This is a genomic window from Micromonospora sp. 067-2, from assembly GCF_046549295.1.
Lineage (GTDB): Bacteria > Actinomycetota > Actinomycetes > Mycobacteriales > Micromonosporaceae > Micromonospora.
This window is the reverse complement of the sequence record NZ_JAJPWB010000006.1, coordinates 368906-385839: the sequence shown is the minus strand read 5'-3', so window position 1 is coordinate 385839 and position 16934 is coordinate 368906. Positions and strand designations below refer to the sequence as shown.

Annotated in this window: 13 protein-coding genes; 7 read left to right on the top strand and 6 right to left on the bottom strand. The window is 72.1% G+C overall.

Features of this window, described 5'->3' with window-relative positions; genetic code table 11:
- Positions 1-88: 88 nt before the first annotated feature.
- The 4 genes from ACLJN9_RS17115 to ACLJN9_RS17100 all read right to left on the bottom strand — a co-directional run bounded on the left by ACLJN9_RS17115 (position 89) and on the right by ACLJN9_RS17100 (position 6549).
- Positions 89-2563 carry an AAA family ATPase gene (locus ACLJN9_RS17115; RefSeq protein ID WP_410812341.1) on the bottom strand — a complete coding sequence of 825 codons (2475 nt, stop codon included), beginning with the start codon at positions 2561-2563 and terminating at the stop codon, positions 89-91.
- Positions 2563-3711, bottom strand: coding sequence for an exonuclease SbcCD subunit D (locus tag ACLJN9_RS17110; RefSeq protein WP_410812340.1), 1149 nt, complete (start codon positions 3709-3711; stop codon positions 2563-2565). Before ACLJN9_RS17110 ends, ACLJN9_RS17115 begins: the two co-directional genes overlap by 1 nt.
- Positions 3712-3742: 31 nt before the next feature.
- Entirely contained in the window at positions 3743-5503 is a 1761-nt protein-coding gene (locus ACLJN9_RS17105) for an ATP-binding protein (protein WP_410812338.1), read from the bottom strand.
- A gap of 272 nt (positions 5504-5775) precedes the next feature.
- Complete coding sequence (locus tag ACLJN9_RS17100; RefSeq protein ID WP_410812337.1) at positions 5776-6549, bottom strand: pyrimidine reductase family protein; 774 nt, start codon at positions 6547-6549, stop codon at positions 5776-5778.
- A gap of 151 nt (positions 6550-6700) precedes the next feature.
- Between ACLJN9_RS17100 and ACLJN9_RS17095 the strand changes: the two genes are divergently transcribed.
- The 6 genes from ACLJN9_RS17095 (at position 6701) to ACLJN9_RS17070 (ending at position 13385) form a co-directional block, all read left to right on the top strand.
- Positions 6701-7264, top strand: coding sequence for a plasmid pRiA4b ORF-3 family protein (locus ACLJN9_RS17095; RefSeq protein WP_410812336.1), 564 nt, complete (start codon positions 6701-6703; stop codon positions 7262-7264).
- A 233-nt stretch (positions 7265-7497) separates the two neighbouring features.
- Positions 7498-8790: an ABC transporter substrate-binding protein gene (locus tag ACLJN9_RS17090; RefSeq protein ID WP_410812335.1), complete on the top strand. Its 1293-nt coding sequence runs from the start codon at positions 7498-7500 to the stop codon at positions 8788-8790.
- 152 nt (positions 8791-8942) lie between these two features.
- The gene (locus ACLJN9_RS17085; protein WP_410812334.1) at positions 8943-9914 is read left to right on the top strand and encodes a carbohydrate ABC transporter permease; all 972 of its coding nucleotides are present in this window, start codon (positions 8943-8945) and stop codon (positions 9912-9914) included.
- Between the two features lie 10 nt (positions 9915-9924).
- Complete coding sequence (locus tag ACLJN9_RS17080) at positions 9925-10767, top strand: carbohydrate ABC transporter permease (protein WP_410812333.1); 843 nt, start codon at positions 9925-9927, stop codon at positions 10765-10767.
- A gap of 55 nt (positions 10768-10822) precedes the next feature.
- Complete coding sequence (locus ACLJN9_RS17075) at positions 10823-12256, top strand: GH1 family beta-glucosidase (protein ID WP_410812332.1); 1434 nt, start codon at positions 10823-10825, stop codon at positions 12254-12256.
- Between the two features lie 82 nt (positions 12257-12338).
- On the top strand, positions 12339-13385 hold the full coding sequence (locus ACLJN9_RS17070; protein WP_410812331.1) for a LacI family DNA-binding transcriptional regulator: 1047 nt from the start codon (positions 12339-12341) through the stop codon (positions 13383-13385).
- A gap of 378 nt (positions 13386-13763) precedes the next feature.
- Here ACLJN9_RS17070 and ACLJN9_RS17065 read toward each other — a convergent pair whose 3' ends face one another.
- Together ACLJN9_RS17065 and ACLJN9_RS17060 are read right to left on the bottom strand one after the other, a co-directional pair.
- The gene (locus tag ACLJN9_RS17065) at positions 13764-14984 is read right to left on the bottom strand and encodes an acyl-CoA dehydrogenase family protein (protein WP_410812330.1); all 1221 of its coding nucleotides are present in this window, start codon (positions 14982-14984) and stop codon (positions 13764-13766) included.
- Complete coding sequence (locus tag ACLJN9_RS17060) at positions 14984-16063, bottom strand: phosphotransferase family protein (protein WP_410812329.1); 1080 nt, start codon at positions 16061-16063, stop codon at positions 14984-14986. Before ACLJN9_RS17060 ends, ACLJN9_RS17065 begins: the two co-directional genes overlap by 1 nt.
- Positions 16064-16208: 145 nt before the next feature.
- Here ACLJN9_RS17060 and ACLJN9_RS17055 point away from each other — a divergent pair, with 145 nt between their 5' ends.
- The gene (locus ACLJN9_RS17055; protein WP_410812328.1) at positions 16209-16913 is read left to right on the top strand and encodes an amino acid-binding protein; all 705 of its coding nucleotides are present in this window, start codon (positions 16209-16211) and stop codon (positions 16911-16913) included.
- Positions 16914-16934 lie beyond the last annotated feature (21 nt).

Below are 16934 nucleotides of genomic sequence, written 5' to 3'. Positions count from 1 at the left end.
GGGCTCCGCTGCGCTGCACTCCTCGCGCTCACCGGTGCCTGCCTTCCGTTCGCGACTGCGGGGCTCCGCTGCGCTGCACTCCTCGCGCTCACCGGCCGGTCCGTTCGACGCGCGCCGAGCGGGCGTCCTTGCGGACCTCGAAGCGGACCGGGATCCGCTCGGCCAGCGCCGGCACGTGCGTCACGACGCCGACCATCCGGTCACCCCGGGCGGCCAGGTTTTCCAGGGTCGCGGCCACCGTGTCCAGGGTGGCGGCGTCCAGCGTGCCGAAGCCCTCGTCCAGGACGATCGACTCCAGGCTCGCCGCCGTGGTCGACATCCCGGCCAGCTGCTCGGAGAGCGCCAGCGCCAATGCCAGCGACGCCTGGAACGTCTCCCCGCCGGAGAGGGTGCGCACGCCCCGGCGCAGGCCGGCGTCGTGGTGGTCGACCACGAAGAACTCGCCCTTGTCGTGCACCAGCTCGTACTGCCCGGAGGACAGCTCCCGCAGGATCCCCGACGCGCCGTCGACCAGCAGATCCAACGCCTCGGCCAGCAGCCACCGCTCGAAGTTGTTGGCCCGCAGGTGCCCGGCGAGCGCGCGGGCCACCTGCACGTCCCGCTCGTGCCCGGCGCGTTGCTCGCGCAGCGTCCCGGCCTGCTCACGGCGCTCCCGCAGCCGGCGTCGGTCGGCGTCGGCCCGCTCGAGGGCCACCGTCGCGGCGTGGACCGGGTCGTCCCCGACCGGCACGTCGGCGGCGGCGAAGGTGCCCGCGATGTGCTGCTGCACGGCGTCGGCCGCCGCCTCGGCCCGGGCGACGACCACAGCCCGGTCGGCCCGGTCGGCACGGCGGCGTTCCGCCTCGGCGCTCGCCCAGCCGGTCAGCGCCGTCCACGCCGTGGCGACGTCGTCCCGGTCCGTCGCGGGCGGGCCGAACCGGGCCAGCCCGTCACGAGCGGTGTCGAAGCCCCGCCAGGTCGCCCGCAGCCGATCCTCGGCGGCGTCCACCCCGGCACGGGTGTGGCGGGCCTTGTCCCGGCCGGCCCGGACGGCCGTCGCCGCCTCGTCCAGTGCGCGCCGCAGCCGGGCGTGCTCGGCCAACTCCCGGCGGAGCACGGCCGGCTCGCCCGCGCCCACGAGCTGCCCGTCGAGGTCGGCGAGCCGGGCGTCCATCTGCTCCTGCCGTGCCCGGGCCTGCACCAGCAGCCGTTCCAGGTTCCGCGCCGCCGCGTCCCGCTGCTGCACGACCGTCTGGGCGGCCTCGGTGGCGGCGCGGGCCGCCTTGCCGGCCGCCGTGGCGGCGGCCACCGCCGAGTCGGCCGGCACCGCCGGCACCTCGTCCACCGGCTGCTCGCAGACCGGGCAGGCGGCGCCGGGGTGCAGGTGCACCCGCAGGCTGACGGCCAGGTCGAGGGTCTTCGCCTCCTCGTAGGCCCGCACGGCCGCCTGCAGCTCGACGTCGGCCCTCTCGGCATCCGCGCGGGCGGCGGTCAGCGCGGCCATCGCCGCGCTGTGCTCGTCGTTCGCCGCACCCACCGTCGCGCGGACCGTCCCGGCCTCGCCGGTCAGGCGGTCCCGATCGTCGTACGCCCGCAGCAGCAGTCGCAGCGCGCTCTCGTCCCCGGCAGCGGTCAGCTCGCCACGGAGCTTCTCCTCGCGCTCCTCGGCCAGCGACACGCCGGTGGCAGCCGCCTCGGCCTCGGCCCGCGCCGCGGTCACCGCACGGGCCACCTCTGCCACGCCACGCGGAGCCCGCACCCCGGTCAACACGGTCAGCTCGTCGTCGAGCGCGGTCAGCGCGCCCGCAGCCTGCCCCGCGGTGGCTCGGGCCGCCGCCAGCTCCGGCACGGCGGCGGTCACCGCGGCGGCCAGCTCGGCCATCCGGTCGACCCGGGCGTCGGCCTCGGCCAGTGCCTCGTCGTCCACGCCGGTCAGCCCGGCCAACAGCTGGTCGACCGCGTCCAGACGCGCCTCGGCCTGCGCGGCACGTGCCGTCGCCCGTTTCTGCACGTCCTCGTAGACGCCGAGGCCGAGCAGGTTGACCAGGATCTGCTGGCGGGTCGCCGGCTTGGCGTGCAGGAAGTCGGCGAACTGCCCCTGCGGCAGCACCACGCAACTGGTGAACTGCTCGTACGGCAGCCCGACCGCCTCCAGCACCGCCTGCTCCATCTCGGCGGGGGTGCCAGCCACCACCTCACCGAGATCGTCCGGGCTCAACCCGGTGTCCAGCTTCGACACGTCGAACCCGGCCGGCATGAGCTGCAACCCGGCGTTCGCGGTCTTGACGTTGCCCCGACCGTCCCGACGGACCACCCGGGTCGCCACGTAGCGGGCGCCGCCGGACTCGAACACCAGCCGCACACGGGCCTCGGTCGCCGACGGCGCGAGGGCGTTGGCCAGCCCCCGAGGGCCACCCCACCGGGGCACCATGCCGTAGAGGGCGAAGCAGATGGCGTCCAGCACCGTGGACTTACCGGAGCCGGTCGGGCCGATCAGGGCGAAGAAGTCGGCGTCGGTGAAGTCGACGGTGGTGTCGTCCCGGAAGACCGTGAAGCCGGCCATGTCCAAGCGCATCGGACGCATCAGTGATCGATCTCCTCGAAGAGTTCGTCGAAGAGGTCCCGGACGCCCTCGTCGGCGTGCCCTCGGCTGTCCAGGTAGTCGGCGAACAACTCGCGCGGCGAGCGCCCCGACCGCTGCGCGATGCGCGCGCCGTTGCCCGGCGCGGCGAGCAACTCCGGGTCGATCCGGATCTCCAGCGCCCGGGGGAGCAGATCCTGGACCTCCTCGCGCAGGCCGGCGCGGGGTTGCTCCCGTACGAATACGCGCAGCCAGGCGTCCGGTGCCTCGACCTCGGCGAGCTGCGCCAGGGTGCCCCGCACGGTGCGCAGCGCACTCGCCGCCGTGACGGGCACCTCCCGGACCCGGGCGGCGGTGCTGGCGCTCACCTCGACGATCGTCACCGAGGGGACGTTCTCCTGCTCGCCGAAGTCGACCGCGAGCGGGCTGCCGCTGTAGCGCACCGGGCAGGGGCCGATCACCCGCTGTGCCCGGTGCAGGTGGCCCAGCGCCACGTAGTGCGCGGTGGCCGGGAAGACGGTCGCCGGCACGGCGTAGCCGAGCACGGTGTGCGCGTCCCGCTCACCGCCACCGGTGGAGGCGCCGGTCACGGTCACGTGCGCGGTGACCAGGTGCACCCGGTCCGGCTCGGTGAAACCCTCGGTGAGCCGGCCCAGCACCCGGCCCAGGTGATCGGCGTAGGTCTGGTTGGCCTCCGCGGCGGTCAGCTCGTACATCTCCAACGCGCGTACCGCGTACCGCTGGGAGAGGAACGGCAGCGCGGCAAGCTGCCACCGCTCGCCGCTGGCCGTCACGCCGTCGATCACGTGCTCGTCCGGGTTTTCCCGTACGCCGCCACGCAGCGTGATGCCGGCGGCCTCCGCCCAGGGTCGCAGCGCGTCCAGTGCCGGGCCGTTGTCGTGGTTGCCGCCGATCGCTACCACGTCCGCGCCGGTGCGACGCAGCGCGGTGAGCGCCCGGGTGACCAGCCGGGTCGCCTCCGAGGTGGGCGCGGCGGTGTCGTAGAGGTCGCCGGCGACGATCACCAGATCCGGCTGCTCGGCGCGGGCGATGTCGATCACGCCGGCCAGCACGGCAGTGTGTTCCTCGGCCCGGGACTGCCCCTTGAGCACCTTGCCGACGTGCCAGTCCGAGGTGTGCAGGATCTTCATGACTGTGCCGGTCCTTCGGTCACGGTGGCCCTCAGAACGGGATGTCGTCGTCGGTGCCGCCGCCGGAGCCCACCACGGCGAACGGGTCGGCGGACTGGGTGATCGAACGCAGCGTCTCCGATGGTGCCCGACCCGCCTCGGAGACCCGGGTGGCCCACGCCGGGAACGGGAACTCCAGGCAGAGTGGCACCGGGATGTCCGGTTGGTTGACGAACATGGTGCCCGGCTTGGCCAGCAGTGCCCGCTGCCGCTGAGCGGGCGGCAGGAAGCCGTACTCCGGGCGGGACGCCTCGGCCGGGTCGAGTCGGCCGACCACCCGGATCGCCGAGTTGGTGACGATCCGCCGCTCCACCTCGCTCGCCGTCTGCTGGGCGCCGATCAGGATCACCCCGAGTGAGCGGCCCCGCTCGGCGATGTCCAGAAGGACCTCCTTGATGGGCGAGGAGCCCTCCCGGGGGGCGTACTTGTTGAGCTCGTCGAGGACGACGAAGAGCAACGGCTTGGCGGTGCCGGACTTCTCCTTGCGCTCGAATTCGCTCTTGAGCGTCACACCGACCACGAAGCGCTGGGCGCGGTCCGGGAGGTTGTGCAGGTCGACCACGGTGACCTGCGCGGACTCGCTGGTGTTGATCGAGTGCGGGCGGCGGGTGGCCAGGTCGCCGCGAATCAGCCGGCCGAGGTCCTTCTTGCTGCCGATCAGCCGCCGGGCGAACGCGTTGACCGTGCCCAGGCCGACGGCGCTGCCGGCCCAGTCCGAGCGGGTCTCGTCGTCGTTGAGCTGGTCGACGATGTGGTCGACCAGGTCGCCGTAGGAGCCGAGCCGGACACCGTCGATGCTCACCCCGCCGTCGGCTGGCTGGGCGTAACGGGCCAGGTGCGCGGCCACCGAGTGGACCACCATCGTGTACTGCTGGCGCTCGTCGTCGGCGTCGGCGAAGACGTACGGCAGGAGGCGGTCGGCGCAGAACTCGCTCAACGTCCAGTAGAAGGCGTCGACGCCGGTGAGCCGGCTGCTCACGTCGGGCGTGCCGGCCGCGTCGCCGACCCTGGGCGGGGCGTACACCCGCACGTCGGGGAAGGCGCCGGCGGTCAACCCGAGCTTCGCGTACGCCGCGCGGGTGGGCTCGTCGAGCCGGGTGTTGGGGTGATCGAGGAAGAGCAGGTCCTCGCCCTTGACGTTGAAGATCAGCGCCTTGGCGTTGACCGCGTCGCCGCCCAGCACCCCGGAGCGGAAGACCGAGTAGAGCAGGAAGGTGGCGAAGCTGGTCTTGGTGGCCACGCCGGAGATGCCGGAGATGGAGACGTGCGCGCCCCGGCTGCCGTCGAGGAAGTCGGCGTTGAGGTAGACCGGCACCCCGTCGCGACCCATCCCCATCGGGATCCGCCGTTCCATCCGGTCAAAGTGCAGCGCCCGCGCCCGGGCGTCGCCCTCGGCCCGGTGCACCACCGCCCCGGGCGTCGGCGGCACGTAGAGCTCCGGGTCGACCCGGGTGGTGGTGATCTCGGCAGCCTCCTGCACCTGGGCGGGGAGCGTGCCGTCGGCGATGGCGAAGACGTCGGAGTCGAACTGGGCGCCCTCGTGCCGGGCGCGGACCTGGGTGACCACCCCGGCGATCGTCACCGGTTCCCGGTTGGGCAGCTCACGCCGCGTGACCACCACGTCGTCGAGCTGGAGGTAACTGCCCGGCGCCACGGCCGTCCAGAACTGCAACGGGGTGGCGTCGGCGGTGCCCAGCACCCGGCCGACCGGCGCGCCCGGGCTCTCGAGGCCGTCGGGGCCGGCGTCGGTCATCGGGCGGCTCGGGTCGGTCGGGCATCACGGTCGGCGCGCATGAGGTGCATCCTGCCCGAGGAGTACGACAGGTCGCCACGCGACGCGGCGGACGACACTCGTTCCGTCGGGCACCTGTCCCACCGTGTCCATCCGGACACTTTCGGTGTGTGGCCAGGTCGGCGAAACCCCGCGCCGACCACTCAACTCTCGAGGCGGCTGTCGCGTTACCCGAACATGGAGCACCGACGCCGGGTCGCCCAGCTACCGGACGCGGTCTCCCGGGGCGGTTCTCACCGGGTGAGCCCACCCGGTGCCGCGACGTCGCGCGCGTGGCGCAGCATGAGGACGCCGTCGTCGGCGGCGAGCACGTGCCGCAGCGGCAACTGTCGGGGCGGCGTGGCCTCGCCCGCGGTGATCCGGCCCGGTCCGGGGCCGGTGAGCAGTGGCGCGACGGTGAGGCACAGCTCGTCGACCAGGTCGGCGGCGGTGAGCGCGCCGAACAGCTTCGGGCCGCCCTCGCAGAGCAGTTGGGACAACCCACGCCGACGCAGTTCGGCGAGCCCGGCCGCCAGGTCGACCCGGTCGGTGCCGCAGCGCACCACCTCGGCGACGTCGGTCAGACCGTGCGGCGGGTCGGCGCCGGCACCGGTGAGCACGATCGGCCGGACCGGCGCGTCGGCGAACGCGGCCTGCGCCGGGTCCAGGTCGAGCGACCGGGAGACGACCACCAGCGTGGGACACTCGGCCAGCCCGTGCTCGCGGCGCCAGGCGCGGCGCCGCTCGTCGAGCCGGACCGCCCGGTAGCCCTCGTGGCGCAGCGTCCCGGCGGCCACGACGAGGGCGTCGCAGAGCATCCGCAGCAGGCCGAACACCCGCTTGTCCGGCTCGCTGGACAGGCCGGCGGAGTAGCCGTCGACGGTGACCGCGCCGTCCAGGCTGGCGACGAAGTTGACGCGCAGACGGGGACGCGCGGCGCGACCGTAGAGCGCGGTCAGCGCGGCATCGTCCAGCGGCAGCTCAGACGGCTCGGGCCAGAGCCGCCGGATCGGAATTCCGACGGTCATTCGCTGGCCGGACCAGTGACCGGAGGGGTCGGTCGGGCGGTACGGTGCTGGCAGTCGCACCAGTTCCGGCCCGGGCAGTCGTCGTGCCGCCGGGCCCGGCACGCTCGGCAGATCATGCTGGCAGCCTAAGCCGCGGGAGGACAGGGACAGCATGCCGCGTCAGATCTTCCAGCTGAAGATGTCCCTCACCGGGGTACGCCCGCCGGTGTGGCGTCGGGTGCTCGTCCCGGCTGGCTACACGCTGGACCGTCTGCACCGGGTGGTGCAGCACGCGATGGGTTGGCGGGACTGCCACCTGCACTCGTTCGAGATCGACGGGATGCCGTACGGGGAGCCCGAGCCGGACGGGGAGTTGGCGTTGCACGACGAGCTGGACGTCCGGCTGGACGCGGTGCTCGGCAAGGGCAGCCGGTTCTCCTACATCTACGACTTCGGCGACTGGTGGGAGCACGACCTGGTGGTCGAGGACGCGGTGACCGCCGACGTCGACGAGCGGTACCCGGTGTGTCTGGACGGCGAGCGGGCCTGCCCGCCGGAGGGCATCGGCGGGCCTTCGGGTTACCAGGCGCTGTTGGTCGCGCTGGCCGAGCAGGGCGCTCCGGCGGACCGCGTCGACCCGCGACACGTGCAGCTGCGCGACTGGGTGGGCTCCACTTTCGACCCGTTCGAGTTCGACGCGGGCCGCACCGACACCCTCCTGCGCCGCTTCTGCTGACTCCGCACCACCGGGCTCCGCTGCACCGCTCCGGCGGGCACGACTGTGCTCCCTGTCGATGGCGGTAACGATCTGGGAACGCTCCCAACGTCCTATTGACACCCTCGTTACCCGCCGGCAATCTCATGGGAGCGCTCCCGAGAGTGGTGTGGGTCACCCGCGCTCCTCGGACCGGCGCGGCCAACACCCCCCACCACACACCCAGCCTCACCACCGGAAAGAGGGGTCAGCGAATGAGCGTCACCACGCGGCGTACCCGCCTGGCGGCCGCTGCCCTGGCCGCGATCACCGCAATCGGCGGTCTCGCAGCCTGCGGCAACGACGACGACAAGCCGGCGGCCGGCGAGAAGCCGGCCAAGCTGGTCGTCGACACCTTCGGCGAGTTCGGCTACGACGAGATCATCAAGCAGTACGAGAAGGACACCGGTATCAAGGTCGAGCTGCGCAAGACGGCCCAGCTCAACGAGTACCGCCCGAAGATCGTCCGGGCGCTCGCCACCGGCAAGGGCGCGTCCGACGTGATCGCGCTCGAAGAGGGCATCCTCAACGAGTTCAAGGCCAACCCGGCCAACTGGACCGACCTCAAGCCACTGGTCGCCGACCACAGCAAGGACTACCTGCCCTGGAAGTACGAGCTGGGCAAGGCACCGGACGGCCGGCTGATCGGCCTGCCCACCGACGTCGGCAGCCTCGCGGTCTGCTACCGCCGCGACCTGTTCGAGGCCGCCAAGCTGCCCACCGAGCGGGACCAGGTCGCCGCGCTCTGGCCGGACTGGAACGGCTTCATCGAGACCGGCAAGAAGTACCGCGCGGCCACCGGCAAGGGGCTGCTCGACTCGGTCACCACCGCCTCCAGCGCCGTCATGTTCCAGAAGGGCGGTGACCTGTTCTACGACAAGGAGGACAACGTCGTCGCCGAGACCAGCGCGTCCGTGAAGGCGGCGTGGGACACCGGTGTCGCCATGGCCGACGCCAACATCACCGCGAAGACGGCGACCTGGTCGCCGGAGTGGTCGGCCGGGTTCAAGCAGGGCACGTTCGCGGCGACCTTCTGCCCGTCCTGGATGCTCGGCATCGTGCAGGAGAACTCCGGCCCGGAGAACAAGGGCAAGTGGGACGTGGCGGCTGTCCCCGGCGGCGCGGGCAACTGGGGTGGCTCCTGGCTCGCCGTGCCGGAGCAGAGCAGGTACCCGAAGGAGGCGGCGAAGCTCGCCGAGTATCTCACCAACGCCCAGAGCCAGGTGGCGGCGTTCAAGCTCAAGGGCCCACTGCCGACCAACCTCGAGGCGCTGAAGAACGCGGACTTCCTCGCCTACACGAACGACTACTTCAACAACGCCCCGACCGGCAAGATCTTCGGGGAGAGCGTGGCGAAGATCCAGCCGCTGCACCTCGGCCCGAAGCACCAGGGCATCAAGGAGAACGCCTTCGAGCCGGCCCTGCGGTCGTACGAGGGCGGGCAGGCCAAACAGGACAAGGCCTGGGAACAGTTCGCCAAGGACGCCAAGACCCAGGGCGCCTTCTGACCTGTTGATCCTCTCCACAACGGTGGCGTCCGGGCAGCCGTCCGGACGCCACCGGTGGCGTCCTGTTCCGCGTGCCACCCCGCAGCGCCGGCCTCCCGGCGTCGGACTCGGCCCGCAGGTTCGCGACCTGCGTCGCCAACGAAGGAAACCCCATGAGCCTGTCGGCAACGACGGCGCCGCCGCCTCCCGCGGCGCCGCCGGATGACCTGTCCACCCCGCGCCGGTCCCGCGGGCACTCCCTGACCCGCCTGGACCTGACGTTCTCGCCCTACCTCTACATCGCGCCGTTCTTCGTGGTCTTCGGCGTCTTCGGGTTCTACCCGATGGCACGGACCGCCTGGATGTCGCTGCACGACTGGAACCTGGTCGGCGACCACACCTTCATCGGGTTCGACAACTACACCGCACTGGTCACCGATGAGTACTTCTGGAACGCCACGGTCAACACCTTCGGCATCTTCCTGCTCTCCACCGTCCCGCAGTTGCTGCTCGCCCTGTTCCTGGCGAACCTGCTGAACCGGACCTTCCTGCGCGCCCGGACGGTGTTCCGGATGGCGATCTTCATGCCGAACGTGGTCTCGGTCGCCGCGGTGGCGATCGTGTTCGGGATGCTGTTCCAGCGCGACTTCGGCGTGTTCAACTGGCTGCTCGGCATGGTCGGCGTCGACCCGGTCGACTGGGACGCGCACCGGTGGAGCTCCTGGACCGCCGTCGCGTCGATGGTCAACTGGCGCTGGACCGGCTACAACACGCTGATCCTGCTGGCCGGCATGCAGGCCATCCCGCGTGACCTGTACGAGGCCGCGTCGATCGACGGGGCCAACCAGTGGAGGCAGTTCTGGCGGATCACCCTGCCGATGCTCACCCCGACCTTCGTCTTCGTGGTGATCCTGTCCACCATCGGCGGGCTGCAGCTCTTCACCGAGCCGCTGGTCTTTGCCAACGGCAACATCACCGGTGGCGACCAGCGGGAGTTCCAGACCCTCGCCATGTACATGTACGAGCTCGGCATCGAGAACCTGAACACCGCGGGGTACGGCGCCGCCGTGGCCTGGGCGATGTTCATCATGATCGCACTGGTCTCGCTGCTCAACTTCGTGCTCGTCCGCCGCACGGTGAAGTGAGGAGACAGCCGTGAACTCCGCCTCCCAGCGCCTCTGGCGCACCAGCCCGCTGACCTACTGCGCACTCGTGCTCGCGGTGCTCTTCTCGATCTACCCCTTCTACTACATGGTCGTCATCGCCACCCGCAGCCTGGACGCCATCAACGACGTACCGCCGCCGATGACACCCGGCGGCGCGTTCGGTGACAACTTCGGCCGGGTGCTCGACAACGACGCGGCGAACTTCGTCACCGGCCTGATCAACTCCGTGATCGTCTCCTCGGTGGTCACCCTCTCCGTGGTGATCACCGGGTCGCTGGCCGGCTTCGCGTTCGCCAAGCTGCGCTTCCGGGGTCGCAACGTGCTGCTGCTGTCGATCATCGTGACCATGATGATCCCCACCCAGCTCGGCCTCATCCCGCTCTGGGGAATGATCCAGGACCTCGGCTGGTACGACACCCTCTACGCGGTGACCGTTCCGTTCCTGGTCAGCGCGTTCGGTGTCTTCATGATGCGGCAGTACGCCAGCCAGGCGGTCTCCGACGAGCTCATCGAGGCCGGCCGGGTCGACGGCGCCAACACGTTCCGGATCTACTGGAACATCGTGCTGCCCGCGCTGCGGCCCGCCGCCGCCGTGCTCGGCCTGCTCACCTTCATGGAGACGTGGAACTCCTACCTGTGGCCCTACGCGGTGCTCACCCCGGAGAACCCCACCCTGCAGGTCTCGCTGGCGTTCCTGTCGTACGCCTACTACACCGACTACTCCCAGGTGTTCGCCGCGACAGCCATCGGTACCGTACCGCTGGTCATCGTGTTCATCGTGTTCGGCCGCCAGATCATCGGCGGGATCATGGAAGGTGCCGTCAAGTCGTGAGCGCGAGGAGTGAGCCGGTTTTGCGAGCCCCGCAGTCGCGAACAAGGATGGCCCAATGAGCAACCCCGCCAGCCCGCCCGCCGTCGACGTCCTCGACGAGCGCCCCGGGCTGACCTTTCCGCCCGGCTTCCTCTGGGGGGCCGCGACCGCGGCGTACCAGATCGAGGGGGCCGCGGCCGAGGACGGCCGTACGCCGTCGATCTGGGACACCTTCAGCCACACCGACGGCCGGGTGGTCGCCGGGCACACCGGCGACGTGGCCTGCGACCACTACCACCGGCTCGGCGGCGACGTCGCGCTGATGGCGGAGCTGGGCCTGAAGTCGTACCGTTTCTCGGTCTCCTGGCCCCGGGTGCAGCCCGGCGGCAGCGGTGCCGCCAACCCACAGGGCCTGGACTTCTACCGACGGCTGGTCGACGAGCTGCTGGCCAACGGCATCGAGCCGTGGCTCACCCTCTACCACTGGGACCTGCCCCAGGAGTTGGAGGACGCCGGCGGCTGGCCCGCGCGGGACACCGCCGCCCGTTTCGCCGACTACACGACTCTGATGGCCGACGCGCTCGGCGACCGGGTGCGCTACTGGACCACACTGAACGAACCGTGGTGCTCCGCGTTCCTCGGCTACGGCTCCGGCGTGCACGCACCCGGCCGATCCGACGGTGCCGACGCGGTCCGCGCCGGACACCACCTGATGCTCGGGCACGGCCTGGCCGTGCAGGCGTTGCGGGCCGCCCGGCCCGGCGCCGAGGTGGGCGTGACGGTCAACCTGTACCCGGTCGACCCGGCCAGCGACGCCCCCGCCGACGCCGACGCCGCCCGGCGGATCGACGCGCTGGCCAACCGGTTCTTCCTCGACCCACTGCTGCGCGGCTCGTACCCGGCCGACCTGATGGCCGACCTGAGCGCGGTGACCGACTTCGCGCACGTGCGCGACGGCGACCTGGCGACCATCTCCACGCCCCTGGACATGGTGGGGGTCAACTACTACAGCCGGCACGTGGTCGCCGCCGGCGTCGAGGGCGTCGAGCCGGAGCCGTACTGGCGTGCGCCCTCCTGCTGGCCGGGCAGCGAGGACGTCCGCTTCGTGACGCGCGGCGTCCCCGTCACCGACATGAACTGGGAGATCGACGCCCCGGGCCTGACCGAGACCCTGCGCCGCGTGCACGACGACTACACCGACCTGCCGCTCTACGTCACCGAGAACGGCTCCGCGTTTCTCGACACCGTGGTCGACGGGCAGGTCGACGACGTCGACCGGCTGGCCTACTTCGACGCCCACCTGCGCGCCGCGCACGAGGCGATCACCGCGGGGGTGCCCCTGCGCGGATACTTCGCCTGGTCGCTGATGGATAATTTCGAGTGGGCCTGGGGTTACACCAAGCGATTCGGCATGATCCACGTCGACTACGACAGTCAGGTCCGCATCCCCAAGTCCAGCGCCAGGTGGTACGCCTCGGTGATCCGACGCAACGGTCTGGCCGCACAATAGGCTCGGGCCAGCCATCAGGACGGTCCTGGTGTCCACCCCCGGCGGGTGGCACCAGGTCCGCCCGCCGTCGGAGGAGCAGACGATGACAACGCAGCGCACCCGGTCGCTCGGGCGCCCGACCCTCGATGCGGTCGCGGCCCGCGCCGGCGTCGGCCGGGGCACGGTCTCCCGCGTGGTCAACGGCTCGCCCCAGGTCAGCCCGGAGGCCCGGGCCGCGGTCCAACAGGCCATCGCAGAGCTGGGGTACGTGCCCAACCGCGCGGCCCGCGCGCTGGTCACCCAGCGGACCGACTCTGTCGCGCTCGTCGTGTCCGAATCCGGTGAACGGGTCTTCACCGAGCCGTTCTTCGCCGGCATCGTGCGGGGCATCAGCTCCGGGCTGCTGGAGACGCCGATGCAGCTGTGGCTGGCCATGGCCCAGTCGCCGGTGGAGCGGGAGCGCGTCGAGCACCATCTGACCAACCAGCACGTCGACGGCGTACTGCTGCTGTCGTTGCACGACTCCGACCCGCTGCCGACCCTGCTGGAGGAGCGCGGCCTGCCCGCCGTGCTCGGCGGCCGGCCCGCCCGGATGCTGCAACCCGGCGCCCAGCCCGCCTGGTTCGTCGACGTGGACAACGTCGGCGGCGCCCGGCAGGCCGTGGAGTACCTCGCCGGCCGTGGGCGACGTCGGATCGCCACCATCGCCGGGCCCCAGGACATGGGCGCCGGCCTGGCCCGGTTGGAGGGCTACACCGAGGCCGTCAAGACCACCGGAGTCGGCGTCAACCCCGACCTGATCACGTACGGCGACTTCAGCGAGGGCAGCGGCGCGGCCGGCATGCGCCGACTGCTGGACGCCTGCCCGGACCTGGACGCGGTCTTCGTCGCGTCCGACCTGATGGCGTTCGGCGCGCTACGGACCCTGCGCGAGGCCGGCCGACGGGTGCCCGAGGACGTCGCGGTGATCGGCTTCGACGACGCGCCGATCGCCCGACAGGCGGACCCGCCGCTGACCACGGTCTTCCAGCCGGTCGAGGAGATGGGCCGGCAGATGGCCCGGCTGCTGGTCGCCCGGATCCGCGGCGACGACCTCCCCGCCCCGCACATCCTCCTGGACACCCAGCTGGTCCACCGCACCTCCGCCTGACCACCGCCCCTTTCGCACCGGTGCCGCCCCGCCCCAGCTCATGATCATGGGGTTGCTCTGGACAAAGCGGGCGAACCACGCGGCCAAGCTCGTGATCGTTTGCGCTCGACGGGCAAGATCACGCTCGATCCTGGTTGTAGTGGTCATCGCGCGAGGTGGAGGCCACTACAACCAGGAAGTTGCACGATCTTGCGCGGCGCGGCGCGGCGCGGCGTGGCGTGGCGCTGCGCTGCGCAGGGCCGCGCCGCGCGGAGGCGGGCGTGCGCGCGGAGGCGGGCGTGCGCGCGGAGGCGGGCGTGCGCGCGGAGGCGGGCGTGCGCGCGGAGGCGGGCGTGCGCGGGCGGGCGGCAGGGGCCCGGAGGTGGGCCTGCGCGGGGGTCAGGTGGGGGTTTGGGTCCAGCGGCGGAGTTCGCGTTTGGCGAGGGAGGCTCGGTGGACCTCGTCGGGGCCGTCGGCCAAACGTAGCGTGCGGGTCTGCGCCCAGAGGGCGGCCAGGGGAGTGTCCTGGCTGACGCCGGCGCCGCCGTACCCCTGGATGGCCTTGTCGATCACCCACTCGGCCATCGCCGGCGTTCCGATCTTGATGGCCTGGATCTCGGTGTGCGCGCCCTTGTTGCCGACGGTGTCCATCAGCCAGGCAGTCTTGAGCACCAGCAGGCGGGCCTGCTCGATGCGGACCCGCGACTCGGCGATCCACTCCCGGACGACGCCCTGTTCCGCGAGGGGCCGGCCGAACGCGATCCGCTCGTTGGCGCGCCGGCAGAGCAGCTCCAGCGCCCGCTCGGCCATCCCGATCAGCCGCATGCAGTGGTGGATCCGGCCCGGGCCGAGCCGGGCCTGGGCGATCGCGAAACCGTTGCCCTCGGCACCGATCAGGTTGTCGGCCGGCACCCGGACGTCGACGAAGTCGATCTCGGCGTGCCCGCCGTGCGTACCGTCGGTGTAGCCGAAGACGGTCATGCCCCGGCGCACGGTCACGCCGGGGGTGTCCCGGGGGACCAGCACCATGCTCTGCTGGCGGTGCCGGTCGGCGCCCGGGTCGGTCTTGCCCATCACGATGAAGATCTCGCAGCGCGGGTCCATGGCACCGGACGACCACCACTTGCGCCCGTTGATCACGTACTCGTCGCCGTCGCGGGTGATCCGGGTGGCGATGTTGGTGGCGTCGGAGGATGCGACGTCCGGCTCGGTCATGCAGAACGCCGAGCGGATCTCGCCCTCCAGCAGCGGCATCAGCCAGCGCTCCCGCTGCGCGTCCGAGCCGAACTCGGCCAGCAGCTCCATGTTGCCGGTGTCGGGCGCGGCGCAGTTGACCGCCTCCGGCGCCAGGTGTGGGCTACGCCCGGTCAGCTCGGCGAGCGGGGCGTACTGCAGGTTGGTCAGCCCGGCGCCGTAGCGCGGGTCGGGCAGGAAGAGGTTCCACAGGCCGCGCTTGCGGGCCTCCGCCTTCAGCTCGGCCATCACGGGGGTACGCGACCACGGGTCGCCTGCCGCCACCTGCTCGGTGTGCACCGCTTCGGCGGGGTGGACGTGCTCGGTCAGGAACCGGGTCAGCTCGGCGCGCAGCTCCTCGGTCCGGGTGTCGTACGAGAAGTCCATCACCGCTCCCCGGCGGCGGTCAGCCCGTGCGCGACCAGCGGTGCCACCATCTCGCCGATCCGGTCGAAGCCCTCGCCGAGCGTCTGCCCGAGCGTGTGGCGGTAGTGGATCCCCTCGCAGATCACCGCGAGCTTGAAGCAGCCGAGCGCCACGTGCCAGTGCAACGGCCCGACGTCGATGTCGCTGCGCCCGGCGTACCGGTCGATCAGCTCGGCGCCGGTGGGAAAGCCGGCGCGGGGGCCGAGCCCGTCGGCGACGGGGTTGCCGGCGGCCGTCTCGCTGTCGCCCAGCACGTCCCAGTACGTGAGCAGCAGCCCCAGGTCCGCGAGGGGATCGCCGAGGGTGGCCATTTCCCAGTCGAGCACGGCGTGCACGGCAACCGGGTCGGCCGAGGCGAGGAGGTTGTCGAGCCGGTAGTCGCCGTGCACGATCCGGCCGGCGTTCGCGCCCTCCGGCGCGGTGGCCGCGAGCAGGTCACGCAGCTCGTCGATGCCGGGCAGGGTGCGGCTGCGGGAGCGGTCGAGCTGCCCGGCCCAGCGGCGGACCTGCCGGGCCAGGTAACCCTCGGGGCGGCCGAAGTCGCCCAGGCCGACGGCGGCCGGCTCGACGGTGTGCAGCGCGGCGAGGGTGTCCATCATCGCCATGGCGAGAGCCCGGCGTCGCTCGTCGCCCAGCGGGTCGGTCTGCTGACGGCTGCGGAACACCTCGCCGGGCATGCGTTCCATCAGGTAGAACGGCGCGCCGATCACCTCCGGGTCGGCGCAGAGCAGCAGCGCGCCGGGCACCGGAACCTCGGTGGGCGCCAGCGCCGAGATGACCCGGAACTCGCGTGCCATGTCGTGGGCGGTGGCCAGGACGTGCCCCAGCGGAGGCCGGCGCAGCACCACCTCGCGGTCGCCGAGACGCAGCAGGTAGGTGAGGTTGGACTTGCCGCCCGCGATCAGCTGGGCTCGCAGCGGGCCGGCCGCCAGGGCGGGCTGGTGTGCGGTCAGGTAGTCGGAGAGCCGGCCGAGGTCCAGCCCGACGGGGGAGGCCGGATCTGACTCCGGCCGGAGCGCATCGTCGGCCGGATCGGTCATCCGACTAGTTGATGGCAGCCCGCTTCCGTTGTCAAGGTCAGATTTTCCCCTCGGGACATGGCTCTGCAACAGGGACGAAATGGTCAACGACCAGGCTGGGGACAGCCTGCCGGCCGATGCCGGCCCGCCGAGCGGAGGGACAGACATGTTGCTGCGAGTTCGGGTCACCCTGCCGGACCGTCCGGGCACCCTCGGCCAGGTCGCCCGCACGCTGGGCGTGTCCGGTGCGGACATCGTCCAGGTGGTCGTCCTGGAGCGGCTCGGCGGCCGCGCGGTGGACGACTTCACGGTGGTCTGGCCGGGCGCGGCCCGGGTGGAGCGGCTGCTGGCGGGCCTCGCGGCGATTCCGGGCGTGCGGGTGGACGGTGTGTGGCGGGCGATCGGCGCGCCCACCACCACCGGTCAGGACGCGGAGCTGCTGGCTCAGGTCGCGGCGAACCCGGCCGACGGGCTGGCCACCCTCGTCGACGCGGTGCCCGGGTTGCTGGCGGCCGACTGGGCCGTCGGCGCCGTGGTGCCGCTGGACTGGGCCTCCCGGGGCGGCGGCACCGGCGGGGCGACGGTCGGGCACGCCAGCTGGCGTGCTCCCGTACCGCCGCAGTTGCCGGAGGTGACTCCGCTGCGCGGCCGGTCGATGACCACGCCCGACGGCACCCACCACGCCATCGCTCCGTTCGGCCGGGCGGGCCTGGTGCTGGTGGTGGCCCGGGAGCGCAGCGAGACCCTCTCCGCCGCCGCGTTCCACAGCACCGAGGTGGACCGGCTCACCCAGCTCGTCCGGGCCAGCGCGGTGATCCTCGGTGACCGGCTGGACCTGGTCGGCGCGCCTCCGGTGATCGCCGGCCCCTGAAACGGCCGAGGAGTTCCCGAG